13 protein-coding genes are annotated in these 24,028 nt (G+C 64.9%); 1 reads left to right on the top strand and 12 read right to left on the bottom strand.

Annotated elements, in window-relative coordinates; genetic code table 11:
- Positions 1–74: 74 nt before the first annotated feature.
- The 3 genes from EV663_RS03425 to EV663_RS03415 all read right to left on the bottom strand — a co-directional run bounded on the left by EV663_RS03425 (position 75) and on the right by EV663_RS03415 (position 12,528).
- On the bottom strand, positions 75–3,881 hold the full coding sequence (locus tag EV663_RS03425; RefSeq protein ID WP_165910117.1) for a type I polyketide synthase: 3,807 nt from the start codon (positions 3,879–3,881) through the stop codon (positions 75–77).
- Positions 3,878–11,911: a type I polyketide synthase gene (locus EV663_RS03420; protein WP_132950345.1), complete on the bottom strand. Its 8,034-nt coding sequence runs from the start codon at positions 11,909–11,911 to the stop codon at positions 3,878–3,880. The genes EV663_RS03425 and EV663_RS03420 overlap by 4 nt, the downstream gene beginning before the upstream one ends.
- 83 nt (positions 11,912–11,994) lie before the next feature.
- Positions 11,995–12,528 carry a hypothetical protein gene (locus EV663_RS03415; RefSeq protein WP_132950344.1) on the bottom strand — a complete coding sequence of 178 codons (534 nt, stop codon included), beginning with the start codon at positions 12,526–12,528 and terminating at the stop codon, positions 11,995–11,997.
- A gap of 135 nt (positions 12,529–12,663) precedes the next feature.
- Here EV663_RS03415 and EV663_RS03410 point away from each other — a divergent pair, with 135 nt between their 5' ends.
- Positions 12,664–15,066 carry an HlyD family secretion protein gene (locus EV663_RS03410; protein ID WP_132950343.1) on the top strand — a complete coding sequence of 801 codons (2,403 nt, stop codon included), beginning with the start codon at positions 12,664–12,666 and terminating at the stop codon, positions 15,064–15,066.
- A gap of 6 nt (positions 15,067–15,072) precedes the next feature.
- On the opposite strand, the gene EV663_RS03405 is transcribed toward EV663_RS03410, so the two are convergent.
- Genes EV663_RS03405 through EV663_RS03365 form a run of 9 tightly spaced genes read right to left on the bottom strand, consistent with a single transcriptional unit; the run spans position 15,073 to position 23,792 of the window.
- Positions 15,073–16,242 carry a hypothetical protein gene (locus EV663_RS03405; protein ID WP_132950342.1) on the bottom strand — a complete coding sequence of 390 codons (1,170 nt, stop codon included), beginning with the start codon at positions 16,240–16,242 and terminating at the stop codon, positions 15,073–15,075.
- Positions 16,243–16,258: 16 nt separating this feature from the next.
- Positions 16,259–17,131 (bottom strand): sulfotransferase family protein, encoded by an 873-nt coding sequence (locus EV663_RS03400; protein WP_165910116.1) that lies wholly within the window; start codon positions 17,129–17,131, stop codon positions 16,259–16,261.
- A gap of 31 nt (positions 17,132–17,162) precedes the next feature.
- Positions 17,163–18,071: a sulfotransferase family protein gene (locus EV663_RS03395; RefSeq protein ID WP_132950340.1), complete on the bottom strand. Its 909-nt coding sequence runs from the start codon at positions 18,069–18,071 to the stop codon at positions 17,163–17,165.
- Positions 18,072–18,123: 52 nt separating this feature from the next.
- Positions 18,124–19,098 (bottom strand): CE1 family esterase, encoded by a 975-nt coding sequence (locus EV663_RS03390; RefSeq protein WP_132950339.1) that lies wholly within the window; start codon positions 19,096–19,098, stop codon positions 18,124–18,126.
- On the bottom strand, positions 19,095–20,588 hold the full coding sequence (locus tag EV663_RS03385) for a hypothetical protein (protein WP_132950338.1): 1,494 nt from the start codon (positions 20,586–20,588) through the stop codon (positions 19,095–19,097). The genes EV663_RS03390 and EV663_RS03385 overlap by 4 nt, the downstream gene beginning before the upstream one ends.
- Before the next feature lie 10 nt (positions 20,589–20,598).
- Positions 20,599–20,940, bottom strand: coding sequence for a hypothetical protein (locus EV663_RS03380; protein ID WP_132950337.1), 342 nt, complete (start codon positions 20,938–20,940; stop codon positions 20,599–20,601).
- Positions 20,937–21,875, bottom strand: coding sequence for a sulfotransferase family protein (locus EV663_RS03375; protein WP_132950336.1), 939 nt, complete (start codon positions 21,873–21,875; stop codon positions 20,937–20,939). Before EV663_RS03375 ends, EV663_RS03380 begins: the two co-directional genes overlap by 4 nt.
- Entirely contained in the window at positions 21,872–22,702 is an 831-nt protein-coding gene (locus tag EV663_RS03370; protein ID WP_132950335.1) for a sulfatase-like hydrolase/transferase, read from the bottom strand. Before EV663_RS03370 ends, EV663_RS03375 begins: the two co-directional genes overlap by 4 nt.
- Before the next feature lie 52 nt (positions 22,703–22,754).
- Entirely contained in the window at positions 22,755–23,792 is a 1,038-nt protein-coding gene (locus EV663_RS03365) for a tetratricopeptide repeat protein (RefSeq protein WP_132950334.1), read from the bottom strand.
- Between the last annotated feature and the right edge of the window lie 236 nt (positions 23,793–24,028).

Genomic DNA, 24,028 nt, shown 5'->3' with positions numbered 1-24,028 from the left:
GCGCCGGGCTGTTTTCCCGGCCATGTTCCGGCCTGCGGCACCCTTCTAGGGCAACCATCCCTGCCCCCCGGTTATCACCCTGCCGCGACAAATCCCAGTGAGCAAAACCCACCCATGATCGCAACGGTCTGTATCTTGATGCCATGCCCGGCATGGACCACGCGCGCCCGGCCTGTCACGGGATCGAGCATTTCAAGCACAAAGGCCTCGGGACGCCCTTGCATCCCCTGCCCCACCGCCTTTGCCGCCGCCTCTTTTGCGGTCCAGATCCGGATGGCCGTCTCTGCATTGGCCGGCAGCGCGCGCGCGACCCCCTCGGCCTCGCACAGCACCGCCCCAAGAAACCCGGTCGGTTCGCGTACCCTGTCGGGCCGGTCAAAATCGATACCGACACGCCAGGGCAGATCGGCCACCGCCGCCACCGCACAGCCCTCGACATGAGAAATCGATACCGAAGGCATCTGCTGTTGACCGGCAACCGAAAGGACCGGCGCCCCTGCCTCGGTCTTCAGCACGGCGATGTCGGCATTCTCGGCCCGCAGGCCGCGCCGGGCGAGCCAGCCGCGCGCGGCATGTTTGGCGGCCAGGCGCCCCAGCGCCCATTCGGTCCAGCGCGCGGTCCGTTGCGACATGCGCGCGGCCTCCGATCGTTCGGGTTCGGCAAGATGTCGCGCCATGGCGTCAAGACCGGGCTGGCCACGCATCATCACCGCGTCCAGTTCGAAAGGCACATCGAAGAACGGCGCGATATCCAGCACCCCGATCGGGCCCTGCGCGTGCCTGTCACGCCGCGCTGCACCGGCCAGCGCGGGTGCGCCAAGACTGATCCGGCCAATCCTTTCCTGCCCTTTCAAAAAGACGTCCATCACCTCGATATGGCCGCGCATCGCCGCCTCCGTTTCGGGCATACCCGCCACCTTGGGCTGGGCAGCGGACGCCGTGGCTGGCGCATCACAGCCCAGAAGGCTGCGCAGGCGGCTCTTCTCGTCGCTATCGAACTTCAGGAATGGCAGGTTAGAGGGCAGCAGGGGCGCGCGGGCATCCTCGGCGCGGCGGGTCCGGCGGCGCAGGCCTTCATTGGTCTCGGCCGGGTCCAGCAGATCGGGATAGTCCAAGTCTATCCCCGCCGCGACAAGTCGGGCGACGAGATGGCGCAGGTGCGAAACCATCCCGCGCCTTCGGTTATCGGCAGATTCGCAGAGGAAGCGACGCTCGCCAAGGATGTCCCGCACAAAGGCCGTCAGCATCGCATTTGGCCCGCATTCGACGAATACCCGGTAGCCATCGGCGTACATCCGTTCGATCGCCTCGGTAAATCGCACGCGCGAGACGTATTGAAGGATCGCGGTATCCAGCATCTCCTCGGCGCCCTCGGGAAACGGCGCGGCAGTAGCGCAGGAATAAAGTGTCACATCGGACGGCCCGGTTTGCACGCCCGCAAACAGCGAGCGGAACCGCTCGGCCATCGGGGCCACGAAATCGGTATGATACCCCCAGCAAATCGGCAGCCGCGTACATACCGCACCCGCGGCCACGAGATCCGATTGTGCCGCGTCGACGGCAGATTCCGGCCCGAACATGATCGCCTGATTGGGGCAGTTATCCATGGTGAAATGCAACCCCTCATGCCGCTCGAACACGCTGAGAAAGGTCGCACGGTCCAGCCCGGCCACCGTCAACAATACCCCTTGCGGCACCGCGCCGCTTTCGTTGACGCTGTTGAAGGCCGCGTTCATTCGGCCGATCATTTCGCCCACCGCGGCGCGATCCAGGCGTAACCGCCCAGAGGCCACGATCGCGGCATTCTCGCCAGTGGAATGGCCCAGCATACCCTCGGGCCGGATTCCCAGCCGGCGCAATATCCAGAACACCGCCTGATCGGCGGCAAAAACGATCTCGGAGCCGTAATCGACCTGGTGCAGTGCCGCGTTCAGACGCGCCTTTGCCGCATCATCGACACAGGTCGACGGCGGGAACACGGCGTCTTGCAGGCGCAAGGCACGCTGGCCGTCCGACAGGCTCGCGATGAAATCGACCCAGTCGCGCACCGGTGGAAAAGCCATCAGCGCATCGGCCATCAGGCCGGGATATTGCGCCATCTCGCCGGGAAAGAGAAACGCGACCTTGCCCCCCATCGGGGCAGCCTCGTAATAGATGCCGTTGCGCGTCTGGAGCGTGCGCAGCCCCGGTTTGCCAAGCTGTTTCAGCGCAGCTTTTACTTTTTTCGCCAGATCCTGCGGATCGGCGGCGACCAGCGTCATTCTTTCCCCTGACCCGACCGCGCGGGCTCTTTGCCATGTCTCCCGCGCGAGCGTGGCAAACCCTGCCGGGTCAAGCCCCGCATCGGCATCTGAAACGGCGCTGATCGCCGCGATCAAACCATCGCGTTCTGGTGCGGCAAAAGCGAAAACCTGTTCGACAAAGGCTGTATCAACACCCGGCCGCAGGTAACAGGCCGTCGCGTCGAGGTCGCGACCGAGCGGCGATTCTTCGAGCACGAGATGCGCATTTATTCCGCCGAAACCAAAGGCGTTGATCGCTGCGCGCCGCGGCGTGGGGGCTGAATTCACCCAGGGCCGGGCCTCTGTTGCAACGTAGAAAGGCGTCTGTTCAAGCCCGAGCCCCGGATCGACTTCGCCGCATAGCGTCGGGGGCACGATGCGATGGGTCAGCGCCAACGCAGACTTGATCAGCGCCGCCGAGCCCGCCGCGGGGATGCAATGCCCGATCATTGACTTGACGGACCCTATCGGCACCTGAGGTATACCGCCGATGCGCGCACCAAAGACCTCGCGCAGGGCATTGACCTCGGTCCGGTCACCCAGCGGGATGCCGGTGCCATGCGCCTCGACCAGCCCGATGCTGGCCGGATCGATCCGCGACAACTCGTAGGCGCGACGCATCGCCAGCACCTCGCCCTCAAGCCGAGGCGCCATCAGGCCTGTGCTCTTGCCGTCCGAAGACTGGCCGACTGCTTTTACCACACCATAGATACGATCCTCGTCCCGCAGCGCATCCTCAAGCCGCTTCAACACCAGCGCGCCGGCCCCCTCGCCCAGAACGGTGCCGGCCGCCTCGGCCCCGAATGGCCGGATGATCCCCTGCCGCGACAACGCTCCGATGCTGCAAAAGACATTGTAGACCAGCGGCGAGGTTGTCGTGTTCACGCCGCCTGCCAACATCAGGTCAGCCCGGCCCGCGCGCAGTTCGTTCGCGGCGATGTTGACCGCGATCAGCGTCGAGGAACAGGCGGCATCGATGATGTAATTCGGCCCCATCAGGCCCAGGCGGTTGCAGATTCTGCCCGTCATGATGTTGGGCACCAACCCCGGCACTGCCTCGACCGCGATGGTCGGCAACTTGTCCTGCATCAACGCCACCGCCTCGGCGATGCGCTGCGCGCCGGCCTCGGGAAAGAGGTCGTTCAGGATGCTGCGCATCTGTGCGTGGAACCAGACCTGTTGCATCCCATTGGAATTGGCGCGGTGCGCATGAACCGCGTGGCCGAGGATGACACCGGTGCGGGTATGGTCGGCGCAATCGGGGGCATAACCGGCATCGACCAGCGCATCCTGGCACACCTTGAGGGCCAGGAATTGGTCGGGCTGCCCACCCTCGACAGATACCGGCATGGTGCCGAACCGGCGCGGATCGAACCGCGACAGATCGCCCAGGAAGCCGCCCCGCCGGGTGTAGATCCGGCTCATGTCCCCGTCGGCACCCGGATCCAAGATATCGGCGCCGCCCAGCCAACTCTCATCAGCCTCGCGTACCGCGTCGTGACAGTTCAGGATATTGGACCAGAACACGTCTATATCGGGCGCGTCGGGATAAAGCCCGGCCATGCCGACGATGGCAATGTCGATCCTGTCAGCGCTCATTCGGCGGCATCCGGCCTGCTGTTGTCCCAATCCCGCAGCCCCCCGGCCCATCCACCGCCGAGCCTGTTCAGCGCCGTTGTGCATTGCACCACGAAATCCGCGATCTCATAGCAAAGCGCCCCGGAAGCGTCGAAGGTGCGAATATCGGAATGCACGTTGTTCGCGGTAGTGATGTCCCGAATATCGGTCTCGATCAAAAGCGGGCCGTTCATCGGATCGCCGTCGTGTCGCCGGATCACCCCGGCCGAAAGCGGCAGCCCCGAGAAATCCTGGATCGCGCGGGCCCAGATCCAGACCGATTGCAGCATCCCGTCAACCAGCGCGGGATCGAAGGTCCAGGCAACCGCTCCCTCGACCGCGCGCAAATCGGCAGGCCGGGTTCCATGGGCAAGGGTACGGGCGCGCGTTTCGCTGATTTCCAGAACCCGGTCCAATGTTTGGAAACACGGGCCATGGCTAAGCCAGCGCCGATAGATCTCGGTGATGTCGGGGCCCTGCCAGTCGGCGGCAACTGGGGCTGGTCGTTCTTTTGCGCGGTCCAGCCCCTGCCCCATCACGAGGCGCGCACCATAATGCGGCTTGGCCCGTGCGCCCTGCCCGGTGATCCGCGCGACATGACCTCCCGCTCCGTCCCCTGACAACGACAGCGCCAGCTCGACCGCGCCCTCACCCAGGCGCACGCCATTGAACAGCCGCACATCCTCCAGCGCCACAACCGTGCGCGGATCGCCGAGAATGCCCGGAAGTTCGCTCATCATCTGAATGGCGGCAGCCATGGGCAAGACCGGTACACCGTCAAAGCGGTGATGGTCGGCATAAGGCGCACTGACGATATCACAGCGCCAGCCCAGTCCCCCCGCTGTTTTGCGCGCGCCTTGCAACAGGACCAGCGGGGCACCCAGCACCTGCGCCTGCGGGGCAGGCGGCAGCGCGCAGACACGCGATTCCATCGACTCGCCATCGGCAACCCAGCCAATGCTTTCGACCTCGTCTGCATCGGACCAGAACAGTTCCTTGTAAAAGAACTCCCGCCCCGGACCGGCCTCGACCATGCCGATGCCCCGCGACAGGAATTGCCTGCGCACGGCCTCGGTGACCATGCCCGCGCCCGTGGTCGTCATCCCCCAAGGGCCCCAGTTGATCGTCTTGACCCGGACATGTTTCAGCGGCCCGCGTTTCAGCGCCCAAGCATACAGGTTCAACGTTTCATTGGCCGCGGCGTAATCGGCCTGGCCCGGATTGCCATAGCGCCCCGCCACCGACGAGAAAAACGCCACCGCCTTGAGAGCCGGGTTCATCGCCGCGCGGGTGACCGCCCAGGCGGCATTCACTTTGGTGTCGAAGACCCGGTCGAAACTGTCTTGCGTCTTTTTCTCGAAGGCGCGGTCCTCGATCAGTCCCGCGCCATGCACCACCATGTCGATGCGGCCATGATCGCGCATCAGTTCGCCAAACAGCGTCTCGACCGCCTGCGGATCGGAAACATCGGCCGCACGATAGTCGACCCTTGCACCCAACGACGCCAGATCGCGGATATTCTGCGCCATGTCGCGATCTGCAAGGTGACGGCGCAAGCGCGCCTCGATTTCGGTCGGTTTTACCTTTTCGCCCCTTTCCCTGGCCTCTGCCAGGAAATGCGCACGCAACCCGGCATCATCCAATCCGCGCAGCGCCTCTGGTTCGGGCTGGGGCAGCGATGCACGGCCGACCAGAACCAGGACCGGACAGAACGCGGCGAGCGGACGCAGGCATTCGGCTGTGATCCCGCGCGCGCCGCCAGTGGCCACGATCACCCAGTCCGGGCCCGGCTCGACCGGTCGCGTTACGGGCGGCGAAAGAGAGGCCGGCTCGGTCCTGAGGATCGTGCGCTGCCCGCCGCAATAGCCGACCTCACGGCGACCGGCGCGCATCGTCAATTCACGCAGCACATGGGACGCCTGGGCTTGCTGGCTTTCTGCGGGGTCCAGGTCAACGGCCTTGAGACTGGCGCCCGGCCATTCCAGCGACAGCGCCTTGACCAGGCCCAAGTTGCCCGGCGCGGCCATCATCGGGGTCTCCGCGGGGCCTGTGGTCCGCCCGAAATCGCCCCCCCTATCCGACAACGACAGCACCCGACCACCCTCGCGCAGGTTCGGTGCAAGCACTTGCAAAAGCGAGAAGAATGCCTTGGTTCCATGACGGTGCGCCTGTGCCCAGGCATCGAAATCAGCTGGCTCGGGCAAGGCACCGCGCCCGGCGCAGTGGATCAGGGCGACCGGTGCCGCGCCCACGCCCCTACCGGCCAGCCAATCGGCGATCCGCGCGGGCTGCGCCGCCTCAAACTCGGCGCCGGGCAGGATCAAAACAGGTCCGCCATGACCGGTCAGGGCCTCGGCCATCACCGCATGAAACCCGTCGGCGGACTCGGTAATGATCACTGGCATATCGGGGGGCAGATCGTCCGGGACGTGATCGGCCGGCTCGTGAAAGGGTCTTTGAACATACCGGGGAAGCACCGCGTCCGCGGCTTTCACGGCCTCCCCGGCGAGATCAAAAGGGCCGCTGACGTCTGTTGCGACGGCAGAGGTGCTATCGCTCATCCTTGAAAAAACATGCTCGACGATTTCACGGATCGACGGCAGTTGCGCGATCACGTCCATCTCGGCGCGCATCGGCTCGGCCAGGCCGGCGGGCAACACCTTTTGCAGCGCCCCGAGGATCTCCATCCGCTTGATCGAGTCTACACCGAGATCGGCCTCCATCGCCTGATCGGGATCAAGCGTATCCTCGGGATAGCCGGTCTTTTCGGCGACCACCGAAAGGAAACGTGCGATAACCGTTTCTTTATCCAATTCCGTATCGTCCCCCGTCGGAGTTGACTGAGAAGAAACAGAAGGTGAAGGGGGGTCGTCCACAGTTGCGGGGGACGGCGCGGGGGCAGCAGAGACGCTGGGTGCGGGGAAGGCGGAGGGGCCTGACGCAATGGCCGGAACGGGCATCGTCGGGCACGGCACGCGTGCCCCGCCCTGACCCAGATATGCCAGCATCACGCTTTCCTGCACCCGCAGGAATTCGGCCATCATGCGATGGTAGTCGGACAGTATATCGCCCTGCCCGCCCGGCTGCGACGCCGGGGGCCAGGGGTCGTTCGGCTTGATTTCCATGAAAACCAGCTCCTCTTGGGGCTCCGGGGCGGATCCGGGCGGAACGGCCAGAACCGGAACGGTCGGAGGCGTCATGTCGCGCCGCGGATCGGCCGCGCGGCGGGCATAGGCGCCGTTGAGATACCAAAGCTGCGGGGTCGTGGCCGCGTCGGGCCGCGGCCGGGGGACGGGGGCGGCCATGCGTGCCGCCAGAACACCCGGATCGACCGGCGCGCCCTCGACGAAAAGCTCTGCCAACGCTTCGAACACCGACGCCGCATCCCCCGATCCACGGTCCAGCGCAATGGCGCGCACCCGACCATCGGCCAGGATTTCCGGCACGCGGTTGGACAAGACCGATTTCGGCCCCAGTTCCACGAAAACCCGCGCACCATCTTGCGCCATGTTGCGCACCATCGCCACGAAATCGACCGGGCTGACCAGGTGGCGGGCCATGGCCGCGCACAACTCGGCGGCAGATGTGGCATGTGGCTGTGTCGTGACGTTGGAATAGACCGGACAGGCGGGCGTGCCCCATTCCACCGTTTCCAGCGCAGCGGAAAAGGCCATACCGGCCTTTTCCATGAGCGGCGAGTGGAAAGCCTGGCTTACGGGTACGCGGCTGGTTTGCAGGCCGGCACGATCCATCAACCCGGCGGCCTTGTCGATGGCTGCGGCGGTGCCGGCAATCACTGTCTGCCGGGGCGAGTTGAGATTCGCGATCACCACCTCGGTCAAACCTGACAGCGCCGCCTCGGTCGCGTCGCGATCAGCCGCGACAGCCAGCATCGCGCCGGGTTTGTCGGGATCACCGTTTTCAACCATGGCCCGGCCGCGTGCTTCGGACAGGCGAATAAGTTCGTCAAAGGAAAGCGCCCCGGCCGCGTAAAGCGCGGCGATTTCACCATAGCTGTGACCTGCGACCATGTCGGGACGAATTCCCAGCCCCGCCAGAAGGTCTGTCAAACCGGCCTCGATCGCGCCAAGGGCAGGCTGGGCGATCTCGGTCGCGGTCAGGGCCTCCATCTGCGCCTTACGATCCTCGGCGCAAAACGCGCAGCCGGGATAGATGAAACGCGACAGCGAAAGCTCCTTGGCCGCGCCGGTCGGCGTTTCGGCGAAAAGCAGGTCGGCCCTCGCAAGCCGGGCCACCATCGCAGGGTCAAGAAGCGTGGTCCGCGCAAGCATGTCAGGATATTGCGACCCTTGCCCGGAATAGAGAAACGCCAGCTTGCCGCCCCCCATCAAGGCGGGCGCGAAGGAATGGTGCAGCCCCGCGGGCGGCCCTGCGGCACCAGTTTCCAGAAACACCAGCGCAGCGCGCAATCGCTCTGTCGCCTCGTCCAGGGACTTGGCCACGAAGGCCAGCCGATGCGCGCCCAGCCATGGTCCAGCGACAGCCCGCGCCGCGGCGTTCAGCGTCGCGAAACGGCCTACCTCAAGATCGGCCCACAGACGTTTCACCGCCGCCAACAGCGCGGCGCGATCCGTCGCGGCAAAGGCAAACAGCCCCAGGTCAAGGCCCGGGTCGACCGGCACGGCGGGCGCGCAGGGGTTGCGATATTCCTCCAGCGCGACATGGAAATTCGTGCCGCCGAATCCAAAGGCACTAACCCCCGCCCGGCGCGGCTGGCCCTCGGGCACGATCCAGGGGCGCGGCTTTTGCGACAGGTAAAGCGGCGACCCATCCGCGGTCAGCACCGGGTTGGGCGTGGTGACCTTGGCATGGGGTGGCAACACCTTGTGGTGCAGCCCTAGCGCAACCTTTATCAAGCCGCTGACACCCGCCGCGGCCTTGGTGTGACCGATCAGCGTCTTGACCGATCCGATGGCCACGCTGCGCGGCGCGGCCTTGGCCTCGTGCAGAACCTCCGTGATGGTTTCCAGTTCCGCCCGGTCGCCCGCAACCGTACCGGTGCCATGGGCCTCGTAAAGCTGGATCGTGGAGGGCGCAAATCCCGCCTGTTCGTAGGCACGGCGCAGTGCGCGCCGCTGCCCCCTGGGCAAGGGCGCGGTCAGCCCCCGTGCACGACCGTCCGACGACGCGCCGACCCCCTTGATCACGGCGTAGACACGATCGCCGTCCCGTTCGGCATCGACCAGCCGCTTGAGCACCACCGCCGCAAGCCCTTCGGATATGACGATACCATCGCCCTCGGCATCGAACGTATTACACTCGCCGCGCGGCGACAGGGCCCTTGTCTTGGAAAAGCACAGATAACCAAATGGCGATTGCAAGCTGTCGATGCCGCCCGCGACCACCGTATCCGACCGGCCGCTTTCCAGTTCCAGAACCGCGTTGTAAAGTGCGGCCAGCGACGAGCCGCAAGCCGCGTCAACCGTGAAATTCGCCCCCCCGAAGTCGTAACGGTTGGCCACGCGCCCCGCCGCGACATTGGGCAAAAGCCCCGCGAAACTGTCTTCGGTCCATTCCGGCAACCGGGACAGAATCTCGGCGGGCACCTGGCCCAGCAGGCGGCCCAGCTCGGAACGAACGGCATATTGCAAGCCGGCCTCGCCCAGGCCGCCCGAGAAACCGAAAACGACCGAGGTCCGTTCCTTGTCAAAGGCCAGTTCAGCCCCCGCAGAGGCATCGTCGAGCGCATCGCCCACGACCTCCAGCGCCAGCATTTGCATCGGGTCGATAGAGGGGATGGCAGCGGGCGGTATCCCGTATTTCAACGGATCGAAAGGCACATCTTCGAGGAACCCGCCCCGTCGGGCGTAAACCTTGTCACGGGCCGAGGGATCGGAGTCAAAATAATGCAACGCAGACCAGCGGTCGGCGGGCACGTCGCGCAACGCACACTCACCCCCGAGGATACGCCGCCAATAGGTTTCGAGTGTATCCGCGCCGGGCAAAAGCGTCGCCATGCCGACAATGGCGATATCACAGGGTGCCGGTGCAGGGGCGGCAACCGCCCCGGCCTCGGACCGTTCCTCCAATAGCGCCACTGACCCATCACAGACCGTTTCATGCAGGCTGGCGATCGGGACCACCGTGTCATGCATCGAGGCGACCTGCCCGATCATGTACATACCCTCGGCAAGCCGCTGTTCCGGCCCGATCTGCGTCAGGGCCCTGTCGGGACCGGTACGCGCCAGCCCCTTGGTCGCCATGCGCAACCGTCCCAGAGTGTAATGCTCCAACGCCTCGCGGATCTCGGGCACAGATGCGCCACCCGCCTCGAGCGCGCCCTTGCGGGCACGAAATTCGGCGGTAATCGGCGTAACCGCGCAGCGGCTGGCAAAGCCCGGCCCTTCCCAAAGCGATTGGGTGGCGGTGCAGGCCAGCGCCACGTCCTGGTAATCGGGCAGGATCGCGCCTGCCTCGACGATCTCAGTGGTGAACAGGTAGGCTGTGCCCATCAAAACGCCGATCCTGACCCCTTTTGAGGCCAGCGGCTCAGCCAGTGTCGCAACCATCGCGGCGGATAACGCGTCGTGAATCCCCCCCGCGAAGACAAGTTCGATTTTGCCGGGACTGCGCGCGGCAAGCGGGTGGCGGGATATCTCGTCGATCAGTGCGGCCCACAGAACAAAGCTGGAAAGCGGGCCTATATGCCCGCCGCATTCACGCCCCTCCGCCACGAACCGTGTTATGCCCTCGTCGAGGAAATGCCGCGCCAACGCAGGCGTGGCGACATGAACGAAGCCGTGAATGCCGCGTTCTTCCAGCCAGTGCATCTGGTTGACGCGCCCGCCCGCGACCACGGCGAAACCGGGGCGAACGCGTTCGATCGCCTCAAGCTGGGGTCCGAGTACCCCGCTTGGAGCAAAGCCCAGCAACCCCACGCCCCAAGGTCGCCCGCCCATCACCTCTTGGGTGCTTTCCAACAGGTCCGCGGCCTGTTCGCCTCCCAACAAGGCCAGCGCCTGGAACGGCAAGCCACCGCTTTGTGACACCTTCAGGGCAAAGTCGGGCACGTCGCTGACCCGCGTCATCGGCCCCTGCAACACGGGATAGTCGATGCCCAGGCTGTCGGCCAGCGGCCCGCCCCGCGCCAACGCACCCCGCGCCGCCGCGGCCGCGGGCAGCGTTGCGGCAGCGCGACGGATCGCCCCGATCAACCGGCCAAGCGTGCCATGGCGCCTGCGCATCGGTTCCGCCAGGACAAGGCCCTGGCCGCCGGGCGCGACCGCACCATCCGCCCAACTCAGCCGGGTGGCCCAGCCTTGCAATGCCTCGGGACTCTCAAGGGCGGCCGCCGCGACCTCGGCTCCCAGCGTGCTTCCCATGGGCGCGAGACCGCGCAAGTATCGTCCGCCCTCTGGTGCCTCGACCTGGATCGTTTCGGTGCCTGACAGCGCCGCGATCCGACGACGCAGATCGGCATCTTTCAACCCGGCTTCGCGCATCAGCACGATCTGGTCATCCAGAACCACGCCCGTGGCCCCCGCAAGACCCGCCGCGGCCGCGGTTTCGGGCGTGATGCCACCGCGCGCGTAGAGGGGCGCATCGGTATGGCGGGCGAACTCCTGCAGCAGGATGAACGTCGTCTGCTCGCCCACCAGCCCGGCGCATTCATGGCCCTTCAGGATGAAGCCATCATACCTGTCGGCCAATGCCTCCAGTGATGCTTCCCATCCGGTGGCCTCGACCAGCACCCGAACGCCGCGCTCGTGCAGCGCGGCAACCGCCCCCGATGCGGCGTGCGCAAGGCCCGCGGAAAGCACCAACACGGACAGACCCGCCGGGGGATCTACGGCCAATGCCTCGATCGCCGCGGCCTCTTCTGCCACCAGGCCGAACCGTGCCACGCCTGCCAATCCAAGCCGCGCCTCCAGCGCACGATCCACGCCCGCGAAGGCAAGACCGATCGCGCCTGCCCGGTCACAGGCACGCAACAGCGTGACGGGGTCCATTCCCCGCAAGGCCATAACAAGGCAGTCAAGCTCTACCGTCATGTTTCACCTGCCGCATGCAAAGCATATGACTTCCCCGGCACCGACCGGTGCGGACCGCGGGCACCCAGGCCGAGACCTTCTTGTCAGACGCCGCCGCGCGCGCCGCCCCGGCGTCCCCTGATCGCCTCTGCCTTCTGTGCCATTTCTCTCAGCCGCGTCCGGCTGGCCCCCATCACCGCATCGGGATCGGCCTCATCGGCGGCGAGAAACCGCAGCGCGCCGCTCGCGGCCTTGGCGCCCGGCTTGCCCTCGCTGGCCGCACGTTCGCGCAACAGCGTCATCAAGCGCTCTACACCAGAGACGGTAAAGCTGGTGCCCTCGACAAGCCCGCGCTCGTCCTCGGGGGTCTGGGTCAGGATCTTGTGGACCATGGTCAGGATCTTGAGCTTGACCGCGCCACGCCCCCCGCCTGCCGCCCCGGCACCCATCATGCGCCCGCGCCGGCCCTGCGGTCGCGGGCTGCCAACGCGCGCACCGGCCACCGGAGCCGCCAACGGCGCCGTCTCTTCCCCAACCGCATCGCGCCGGGCCTTCAGCGCATCGAGACGGCTGCGCCGCGATGGCAAACCCTCCGGGCCTGCATCAGAAGCCGTACCCTTTTCTAGATCGTTGCTCATAGCCAACCTATCTGCGAAAAACATCCTGAGCCTGCGCACCTCGCAGGTCGTGGTCAACTTATTTCTAATTTTTATATCTAATTTCATCTCATTGACAGGTTTATCGACCGCGTTCGGCTTGCAAATGCACCAAGCTTGCCCAAGACGTCAGAGCCCGCCCGCAAACATCGAGGACCCGCCATTTCCACGCCCAAGCCCCAACGCAAACCCCCGCTGAGCGTGGTGCTATTCGATCCCGCCGGGATGTTCCGCGGGCTGAATGCCTTCGTGCGGCCTTTTTGCTGGATCGCCTACCTCACGCTGCCGCTGGCCGGGCTTGCAGCGCTGGCCGCGCTGTTCAACTGGTACGAGATGACCGACCGGATCGACGCGGTGTTCCTGTCGTTCAACTTCCTGCAATCGGTCGTTCTGGGTATGGTCACCTCGAACCTCTTGGGCAAGCTTGCGCAGGGCACAGTGATGGCACGGCTGGGTATCGCACCCCGGATGTTCGGGGTTCGGCTTGCCTTTGGGGTCATCCCGCGTTTTTTCATATCTCTCCAGACGATCCGCGACCTGGATTTCGCGGCACAGCGACGCTGTTACGCGGCCCCGCTATTGGCGCGGCTTGCCATGTTCGGCACGGGCGTCACGGCCTGGGCGATGCTGCGCCAGAGCGGTAGCGGCGCGGCCGACAGCGCGCTGGCCTTCGGGGTCACCGGGCTGGCCGCGTTCCTGTTTACGGCCAACCCGGCCTGGCCGGCGGACGGCTATCGTTGGCTTTCAGCCTTTCTGGGGCGTCCCCGCCTGCGCGAAGACGCCTTTCGCCTGCTGGGGGTGCGATTGCGGGGAAAGCGCCCGCCAGCAACGCTGACAGCAAGATATCGGCGGATGCTGCTGCTCTATGCGGCGGTCTCGATCGGGTTCACTACCACGCTGATCGGAGGGATCGTGATCTCGATCGCCCATGCGCTGGAGGCCGAGTATCGGGGAACCGGCGTTGTAATCTTTGGCGTGATGATGGGCATGTTGACGCTTTTCGTTGTCAGCCTGCTATCACGGCGCCGGATCAGGGGCCAGCGGGGCAAGGCGCGCGGCTCTGGGCTATCGCACCGGGAAACAGTTTCGTGTTACAGACATCCGGCGCCCGGATTGCCCGGTTCCCCGCGTCACGCCAGCACGAGTATCGAGGACATGACAGGCCCCGGCAACGAAAAGGCCCCCCTACGCCAGCCAGAGCGCGGCAAAGATCCCGATCTGGAATCCATCCTCGGGCCGCCATCCGCCCCCTTTCAACAGGACCAGACCGATACCGGGCAGGATGACCTAGACCTGTTGCTGGATGCCGCGCTTGCGCCGCCTGCTTCTAACCCGGATGTGGACCCCGCCACCCGGCCATCCGCCTTGCCCCTAACGGTCGACGGTCCCGCCATCGACCACCCCAAGCGGCGCAAGCGTGGCCCGGAGGGGGCGGCGGCATCCGCCGCGCTTGACGATGTGCTGGCGCAAACACCCTCGCCGCGAAACCGGACCGGACGCAGCCCGATGCTGTTGGTTTGGGTCCTGTTGCTGGGCACGCTCTTCGGGGCGGGGCTTTATCCCTATCCCTTCTCGGTGGGCGGGGAATTCATCGTGCAGCCGGTCGAACGTACCCAGATCCGCGCCCGGACCGCGGGCGAGATCATCGCGCTCCATGTGCGAGAGGGCGACTGGGTCGAAAAGGGCAAGATCCTGGCCTCGCTTTCGAAATGGGACGTCGAACGCGATATCGCCGTGCTTGAGGCTGAACTTGAACGCCAGCGCGCAGAGCTGGCCACGCTGACCGCAGATCCCAGGCCCGAAGAAGTCGAACTGGCCATGCAGGGCGTTGCCGCCGCACGGGCCGGCTTTACGGCGGCGCAAGAGGATCTCGTCCGCAAACAACAGCTTTTCGAACGCGGTGCGGTTGCACAAAGCGTGCTGGAGGCCGCGCGGGCAGCCCACGCCGTGGCACAGGCCGAGTTGCAGCGCAGCGAGGCCGGACTGGACCTTTTGCGCAGCCCCGCCCTGCAAAGCGAGGTCGACGCCGCAACCGCAGAGATAGACCGCATCCGGCAGGATCTCGGCTTTGCCCGGCTGCGACTGGAACATACCGATATCCGCGCCCTGGCAAATGGACAGATCGTCAGCACCATGTCGGGCATCTCGGTCGGCACCTACCTGCGCGAGGGCGACCTGTTCGCGGAATTGGCCGACAATCGCACGGTCCTGGCAGAAATCGAAGTTCCAGAGACCGAGATCGACGAGGTCGCGATCGGCGCCGACGTGACGCTGAAACCCTGGAGCGCACCGAATGCCAATCTGAGCGGAACCGTGATGCGCCGCGCCCCTGCCGCCGAAGAACGCGATTTCGGTCGGGTCACGCGGGTCGTGGTCGAGGTGCCCAATCCAAGGGGGACGCTTGCCGGAAATATGACCGGCCACGCCAAGATCGAAGTCGACGAACGCCCCGCCTGGCAGGTCTTTTCCCGCGTTCTCTTTCGATTTGTCGAGGTCGAGCTGTGGTCGTGGTTACCTTGAACGGTCTCAGGGCAACGGCAGGAAACTGACCGGCAGCCCAGAGGCGCCGAGAGCCTCATGCCCGATGACAAGCCCGCGACCGGTCAGGCAAAGCGCGGTCACCTCGCCCAGGCCGTCGGGCAGGGCGTGGGGCAGTTCACGCCACTCAGCCGGGTCATGCGACAGGTAAAACCGCACGGGCCCGCGATAGTCCATCGCATCAGCCAGCACCTCGGCACGGTCGGCCTTGTTGGCACCGTCGAAATCCTGCACTGCCACAACCGTGGCCGGACATCCCTCTACGAGTCCCTGCGCGATTACCTTGATTGCGGCATTGCCGGCCCTGTCCATGCCCGCCAACCGCGCCGAGGCAGGCAGTTTCAACCCGTCAGGCGTGAACCTGGGCTGGCCCATGACCAGGTCCCATGTCCCCCCCGGCAAAACAAGGAGCAGTTCCGGGCCCCAGTTGCCGACCGGCGCGACCCCGCCCGCCAGCGCCGCGGTTCCGATCAACAGGCCCGCCGGAGTTTGCCGCATCGCGAAAACCGCGGCGTTCAGCGCGAACCGATGCGCGCCACGACACAGAACCGTTACCCACTCCCCGGTCGGCGCCGCAAGATCGAGCCGGAACAGGTCAAACCCGGCCAACGGATCGGCCACTGCCACGAACAGCGCGCCGTCGAAAAAGGCAATCGCCGTGATCCGCCGCCGCGCGTCCAACCGAAGCGGACCACAATCAAGCCGCCGCACCCCGTCGGACAGGTGTAAAAGGTGCAACAGGTCTGCGCCCGCGCAATGCTCCACCAGCGCCCACCACGGCCCCGATCCGGCACTTGGGCCAAAAAGGCCCTCGCGCCCATCTCGCAGCGTTTTCAGCGCGGAAGGGTCCGAAAGGGCAAGGCCGACCAGTCCCGCGCCCTCGGCCCGGACAAGGTCGGGCGCGTCCGACACACCGGATAATAGCCGAGCAGCAATCTCTTGCTCCAGCGTGCCGAGCATATCGCCCAGCCGAACCATGGCACGCGCATTTCCCGTGGCATCAAGACGGGCAAGTTCGACCACGCCCCCCCCTGCCCCGATCCGTTCGATTTCAGCCAGGCAACCGTCCTGGGCTGGCACCAGCGCACGAACCACGCCCAGTTCGGGGCTTTCCATGTTAACCGGCTCTGTCTCGCGGATGTTGGCGGCACGTGTCATGACATCTCCTGTTGGCTCAGCCTGCATAGCCAAGCTGGTGCGCAAGCTGCCTGGTCTCCGCGTCGAAATACACGTCAAGCCCGTCCAGCCATTCCAGCGGCCCGTCCAGCGTTTCTGCCGAGGGAGCACCGATGCGCAGATGGGGGTTTTCCATGAAACCGGGATTATTGCCATAAGGCGCGTTCTCCGGGCCCGGACGGGCATAGGGAGACTCTTCCGGGTGCATCATCCGCTCGACCGCGCCGGGTGCCCGCGACAGTTCTGCCCAGTCGCAAACCTGTTCCAGAATCCGCCTGGGATCCTCGAAGAACCACTCGCCATGCAGGCAAAGATATTGCCCAGGTCCCAGCGCGGCGCCAAACTCAACCAGCCATCGGTGTCGTTCCAGCCAGCGGCCTGTTGCCTCGATCAGCATCTTGCGGGGGATCTTTCCGCGTCGGCTCTGGATCGCCTTGTATTGCGAACGTAACGTGGCACGCGGATGCCGCGTGAGATGCAGGAACCGCGCCTCGGGAAATGCCTCGGCGATGCGCAACAACGCTTTCTCCTGCGAATTCGTGGGGGTTTTGTCGACGATCATCCGCCCCCCCGAAAGTTCGCCGAGCAGGCGCAGCATCTGGGCACCCGACATCGCGCCGCGTTCTTCAATCCAGGCGGTGGCGGCCTCGACCGTCTCGACGGTCTGTGCGCCGAAATTCAGTTCGGCGATTGTTCGTTTCAACCCCGTGATCGCCCCGACCCGCCCCGAGGCCATCAACTCGCCCACCGTGTCGCGCACGAAAAGGTTCACCTCGGGCAGACCATAGGCCTCGGGGTGTTGGCCAATCGCCGAACAGACGACCGACGAAAAGGTGCGGCCGGGGCAGATGATGAATAACGGCTGTCTCATCGTGAACCTTGCAGACGTGGCGTGGCGTGCTTCATCGGGTGCCCCTCCCATAACCAAGCTGACAGGCCAGCGCGACTGTTTCCCGGCCCAGTCGCCGGTTCGGACTGTCCCATTCCAGTGGTGCATCAAGCGGCGCCTCACTGATGGGGCGGGGATTATAACCAGGCTCGCGCAGGAAATTGGGATCGTTGCCGAACGGCGCCGAGGGCGGACCGAGACAAGCAAAGGGGCTGTGTTCGGGATGATGCATGGCCGACAGGTCGGCCCGCGTGGTTTCCAGCCCCATCCAGTCGCAAATCTGCGTCAGGTAGCGGTCAGGATCGCGCAACACGTCCTCGCCGCGGACCGACATGAAATGACCGGGCGCGATCCGCAGTGAGGCCCGCAGAATAGCGGCATTGATGCCGAACCAGCTTTCTTCGGGATCGCGCTGACGCCCACCCCGCAGCCCCTGCCTGGTGGGGGGCTGCCACTTGCCGGTGATCTTCGCAATCGAGGCGGTGGTGGCGATCGGATGGCGATAAAGATGCAGGAAAAAGGCGTTGGGAAACTGCGCCAGCGCGCGTTCAAGCGCGCCGTCGACCAGAACGGTGCTTGGGCTCTTGTCGATGGGCTTGCGCGGCGCGACCCTGTCTGACAGGTCAGATATCAACTCCACCGCGGTCCAACGCGGGCGCGCGGCGCACCAGCGCCTGGCCTCGGCGATCTCGGGCTCGCCCTGTCCGCCAAAGACCAGTTCTGCCACCGCCCGATAAAGCCCGTCCAGGGTGCGCGGTCGTACCGCGCGCGCCATGGTTTCGATCTGTCGCAGGCTATCGCCGATGAACGGGTTCAGCTCTGGCATGGCAAACAGCCCGGAATGCTGACCCAGCATCGAACTGACCAGTGACGAATAAGACCGCATGCAGGTCAGGATGAAAAGCGGCTGAAGATCCGCCATGGCAAGTGCGCAACCCCGACCGGGCAACCCGGCGCGGGGCCTCCCATTGATGTTAGTTGCTGCTCAGCAGGAAATCGACGACGAAGTCCGTAGCCTTGAAATAGGGCGAAACATAAACCCCGTATTTCTGCTGCCAGGGGGCGGGCTCTATGCCCGGCCAGGCATGACCGCCGCCCTCGACGAGACAAAGCTCGACCTTTTCGCCGCCTGCGCATGAAGTGACCTGGCAGGTGGTATCCTGCGCTGGCCGCATGACCTGCGCCTGCGGCGCGCATTGGTTGGCCGCGCTGAAGCGTTCTATCCCGAGGCTTGCGGGCGGCCAGTTCGCGCCCTTGGCCGACATCTCGCCGCTGCCGCCGGAAAACGGAACGTTCTTGTCGTCGGTGCCGTGGATGTGCAGCAGGCTGACGCCCTGCGGGTTGGGGCAATCGGCGGCCGACAGGGTGCTGGCGACCGCCGCGATCGCCGTGAACGTGCCCGGAAGATTGCACGCGGCATGATAGGCCAGCATCCCGCCCTTGGACAGCCCCGCCGCATAGACCCGCGACGGATCTATCGGCGCCACGCTCGCGGCATCGCGCAGCATGGCCTGGATAAAAGCGAGGTCATCCACGTTGTTACGCTCGGCCATGCCGACGGGCGAGATGCTGCCCGCGTTCCAGAATCCCTTGTCGCCACGCCCGACCCCTTGCGGAGCCAGCACGATCATGCCACGCGCATCGGCGACGCGGCGGATATCGATCCGCTTGGCGAACTCCAGGGCGTTGCCGCCTCCGCCATGGAACGTGACGATCGCGGGCGCGGACCCGCCGGCAGCGGCAACGCTTTTGGGGACGTAGATGTGATAGCTGCGCTCCAGCCCCGCAGCCATGACCGTGCGCTGATCCAGACCACCCGCCGCGGCGGGCGTACCCAGCGAGACCGAGCGGCCCTTTCCACCCCCCCCGATGGCGGCGATATCGGGCATGCACGCGCCCAGCCCCAGCACCAGACCAAGTGAAATACCCGCGATGCGCAGCGCTCTCATGGCAAATTCCTTTCCCGTTTCTGTCCCAGCCAGATCTCAAGCCCGCCATCGGGGTTGTACCGGTATCCGTACCCATCCGGGCCGTCGAAGCCGACCCGCGGACCAAAGGGGTTCACCAAGCCCACCGCCAGACCGTATGGCGTGGACTGCAATGTACGGATACCGTAATTGAATGCGTTCCCAAAGCCCTGTGTCGTGACCGGCAGCCAATTCTCGCCATCGCGCGAACGATAAAGCTCGGCACCGCCCCGGGTTTGCACCAGTTTTTCGACACCGACCCGCTCGATCATCTTGCGAAACGGCGCGGGCCAGGCTCCGCGCTCGGAATAGCGCAGCATCGTGGTCCAGTCGAAGGTGCCCAGGTAAAGCCAGCCATCATGGCTTTCCATCTGCCAGAAATATCCGTTGAAGAGGTTGTTGAACCCCGGCGTATAGCCCGACAGCGGCGCGCGCGCGCCCTCGGGTGTATCGCGACTACTGCCCACGACCAGGTCCCACCGGCCGTTTTCATGGATGCGGATCAGTTCCGGCCCGGCAGGGCCGATTCCAGCCCCCCGATCAATGCCGCCATGTTGAATACCGCTGCCAGCATAGACCAATCCCTGGTGCACCGCGAAAGAGGCGACACCCTGGTTCAGCGGGCCGCGATAGGCCCCGTTGGTAACCACGCAATCCCAGTCGTAAGGCGCAGGCCCCTCGGCGCGGGTGCGCCATATCTGGTAGCCGGCCGGATTGCCGGTGCCCGCGTAAAGGTAATCTCCGCAACCAACCATCTCGAAGATGCCGATATTACCGGGATCGCCGAAACCGGGCAGGTTCACCGGCTCCCACGATCCCCCGGCCGGATCGGCGCTGGCATAGATGACCGCCTGTCCGGTCTGGTTGGGATTACCACCCGCCTTGCCCGTAGGGCTGGTAAACAGCCGCCCCTTGAACGGTACAACAAGGCGCAGCGTGATGACCGACCGGTCGAACCCCTCTGGCATCGGGATCTCGTCGAACCGTATGCCATCCTCAGATCGCAGGATGCGCGTGCCGAATCCCCTGGCCGGCGTATAGGTGGCGACGTAAAGGCATTCTTCCCGATCGCTGGTCCCTTTGAAAACACACATGCCGCGATAGCCCAATTCACGCGGGAGCCTCTCACCCTGCGCGTCGATCCAGGGCGCGCGAGCGCGCAACGTCCAGCCGGAGTTTTCCACCCCCGGCCGAGCCTCGGTCGGATCGAACGACCAGATCTGCGCCCGCATATCCAGGTCGTAAACGTAATCAGGACATTCGACCGGCCATCGGTCCAGCTTCTTCTCGATCTTCGAGACCTTGAACAGGCACAGGTTGCTGCGCGTTGTGCCGACCACCAGGCGGTCCTTGAACCAGGCCATGGAATGGGGGTAGGAATTCAGCGCATCACCGAATCCGTTACGGGCGATGCGGACAAAAGCCCGCTCGCCAAGGCCGGGATGGGCCGCCGCGCACCGCATCTGCTTCATGCCTGCCCCCTCAACCCGGCCCATGCGCAAGCCCCGCGCGCGCGGCATTCAGGGTTTCAAGCTCGTTAAGGGTCTCTTCCAGCAGGATTTCCAGGATATCGGCCCAGGTTTCCAGCTTCTGCCGATATGCCTCTTCCTCGTCGCTCAGATGCGCGGCGCCGGCGGGTTCTGCAAATTGCAGGCGCAGCTCTTCGAACACGGCCCGGCCCAGCGACATCAGGCGCGGATCGGCCAGCACATCGCCAGGGCTCAGCGCCTCCGGATCTGCCTCGGCAGAAGGGCCGCCAAATTCCATCCCGATAAAGGCCCGGTGGCCGGGCGCGCGCAACGGTTTGAGGTCAAGAACACTCAATATCCCAACTCCCGCGCCAGGGCCTGGACACGAGGATGTAGCGGCGCCGCATCCGCCCGCCAGGGCAAGGGCGCATCCAGCGGGGTTGACGTCACCCCGCCCTCGCGCAGCGCCGGCGATCGCAGGAAATTCACGTCATTGCCCAGCCGCGCATTCGCGGGCCCAAGGCAGGAATAGGCCGACTCCTCGGGCCGTTTCATCGCGGCGATGGCCTCGACATCGTCGGACACGCCCAGCCAGCGGCATAGTGCCCCCAGCGAGTTATCGAGATCGTTCAGCAGATCCTCGCCACGCACCGTTACGAATTGCTCATCGGGCAGCTTGTCGAGAAAGCGAAGGATCTGAACCTGGGTGTCATGCCACAGGATCTGCGGTTCGAGCGCGGCCTCTTCTCCGCGGTAGTCAACGCAGTTCATCGCCAAGAGCACGCCGATACCACCCTTGGCCTTGAGCACCGATCGCCCCTGGTCCACGGGACTGCGCAACAGGTGGATGAAGCGGGCATTCGGAAATGCCTCAAGCATCCGGTCCATGAACACCTGCTTGCGCAGCACACCCGGGCTTTTCTCAACCACGCGCAAAGGCGCAATGGACTTGCACAGTTCATGGAAGACCTCTGCCGAGGTCCGGTCGGCCCGGCGCGCAAGCCAGCGTTCGGCCATGTGGATCGACTCGACCGTCTGTTCGCCGGCATATAGCTCGGCCACGGTCCGCAACAACCCATGGCGCATCGTCTTCCAGACAGGCGATTTGGAAATGCCATCGGGCGTCAGCCCGGTATTGAATTCCTCCATCAGATCACATTGAAAGAGGTTAAGCTCCGGCAGGCCGTAAAGTTCTGGGTGCTGGCCGATCATCGCGGTGATCAGCGATGTGAAAGACCGCGGCGCGGCCAGCACGAAAACCGGGTCGGGAACCGAAGGCGCGTCCATCATGTCTTGCGCCCCTCAAGGAACGGAATCTCGAAAACCTTTTCGTGCATCACCGGGCCGTGCCCGAAATAGTCGCCCTCGCCAAAACATTCACCGTGATCCGCGGTCACGATGAAATGCGTCCCCTTCGGCGCCTTGGCGATCAACGCGCCCAGGATCTCGTCGACATGTTCCACACAGCGCACCTGTTGGTCGTGCAGCGCGGCCATGTCCCCGGCAGAGAAAAAGCCATCGTCCTCATCCGGCAGATCGCCCGACCGCTGGATCGCCTCATCCATGCCCTTGACCACCCCGTGAACGCCCGAAATGCGCGGCAGGCTGTCATCCTTGAGCATGTAAGGATAATGGGTCTCGCCGAGATTCATGAAATAATAGCTCGGCTGATCGGTCGAAAACGATACCTCGTTCACCATTCCGCCGAAATCATTGTGATTCGACATCAGGCGATAATCGTCGAAGTGACGATTGAGCCCGGTAAAAGGGTTCAAGACAGGCATCGATACCCGGCCCACGGTTCGGTAACCCTGTTTTTGCAAAACCTTCGCGAGGCTCAGTTCGGGCACGAAGGATTTGAACGACAGGTCCGGCACGTCGATCCGGTCAACCCAACGGGCATATTCCTTCTTGTAGACCTCCGAGGCCAGAACCCGTGTGGGGCTTTTATGGGCGATCTGGCCCATGAAGATCGAGTGATGGCTGGGCGCGGTCCAGGACGCATAGCTATAGCGCTGTTCACCCTCGGCCAGGGCGTCCATGTTGGGCGTCCGCGCACGCCGGTAGCTGTCGAACCGGCAGCTATCCATGATGATATAGACAAGGTTCAGGGGCATCTCGGGCCTTTCGCTGTCTGTTGAACGTTGCCTGCGCGGGTGGGCCCAGAGGTCAGCCCGGACTGCGGCGGGCGCGCAAGGCAACACGCAGAGCCTGGGCACTATGTTTCTGCCAGAGCTTTGCCAGATCTTCCTCAGGTGCGTCGGCGCCAATCGCGTCGGCATCGGGCTCTTGTGCGTTGGCCGCCTTGCAGGCCTTGCGGTAAAGCGCGATCGCGGCCGTGTGCTGACCTTCGGCCATCGCGATGTCGCCCGACAGCTTGTGCTTGAGCGGCTTGAGAACCCGCGCATCGGGCAGCGCGGAAATGCCAGTGCGGGCCTCATCAAGCGCACCGCTGCGGATCAGCGCAGCGATAAGGCGAACCTTGTCGGCGGGTTTCGCATCGGTTGCCTCGGCAAGTTTGCGATACTCGTCCACCGCAAGGTCAGCCTGACCGGAAAAGGCCGCAAGCTGGGAAAAACGCTTGAGGCTCTTGCGGTCCTCTCCGAGCCGCGACGCGGCGGCCTTCAACGCCTCGTCAAGTCGCCCCTCATCGCGCATCAGGCGGGCGTAAAGACGCAACGCACGGGACGAACCGCCACCGGCCTCGACGAGGTCGCGCAATTCGGCCAGCGCGTCGTCCTTGCGCCCCTGTTTGAGGTTGATACGCACAATCAGTTCATGCGCGCGTTCCAGGTCGGGATCAAGCGCGACGGCGCGTTCGCATAGCTCAAGCGCATCCTCGTGGCTGTCTTCCGACATCTTCAAAAGGGCCGCGCCCATCATGGCGCGGGTATTTGCGCCATCCAGCCCCAGTGCATCGGCAAAGGCCACTGCCGCGCCCTCGCGATCCTCGTTGCGCAACCGCGCAAAGCCCGCCAGCACCAGCGGCTCGGCCTCCATTGGGGCAAGCCGCACCACCTTTTCGGCGGCCCGGACGGCGTAATCGAATTTTTTCTGCTTCATCAGCACCCGGCTCAGCGCGGTATAGGCGGGCCGGTTGTCGGGCACCTCGCGGATCAGCGCGATCAGCGCCTTTTCCGCGGCCTCGGCGCCCTTGGATCGTTCCATCTCGCGGATCTCGCCCAAACGCTGGCGGATCGTCGACATGCCGTCATCTGTTAGGGCGTCCCGGGACACTGTCACCTCTTTGCATGCCACGCGCGGTCGCCCGGATGCGGCCGCAGTCGAATTCGACCCTAATCATCTGCCACGCCCCCCGCAATCGGCAAAAGCCGCCCAGATTGCCACGGTGCCGCGCGACATTGACGGGCGTGCCAGGCCACGCGCCCCATCGGCGGGAAAAGGTCACGTGATAAGCCGACAAATCGTAAGGCGACACGGCC

The organism is Rhodovulum bhavnagarense, from assembly GCF_004343505.1.
Taxonomy (GTDB): Bacteria; Pseudomonadota; Alphaproteobacteria; order Rhodobacterales; family Rhodobacteraceae; genus Rhodovulum; species Rhodovulum bhavnagarense.
The sequence above is the reverse complement of the archived record's forward strand: the minus strand, read 5'-3'. Positions and strand labels throughout refer to the sequence as shown.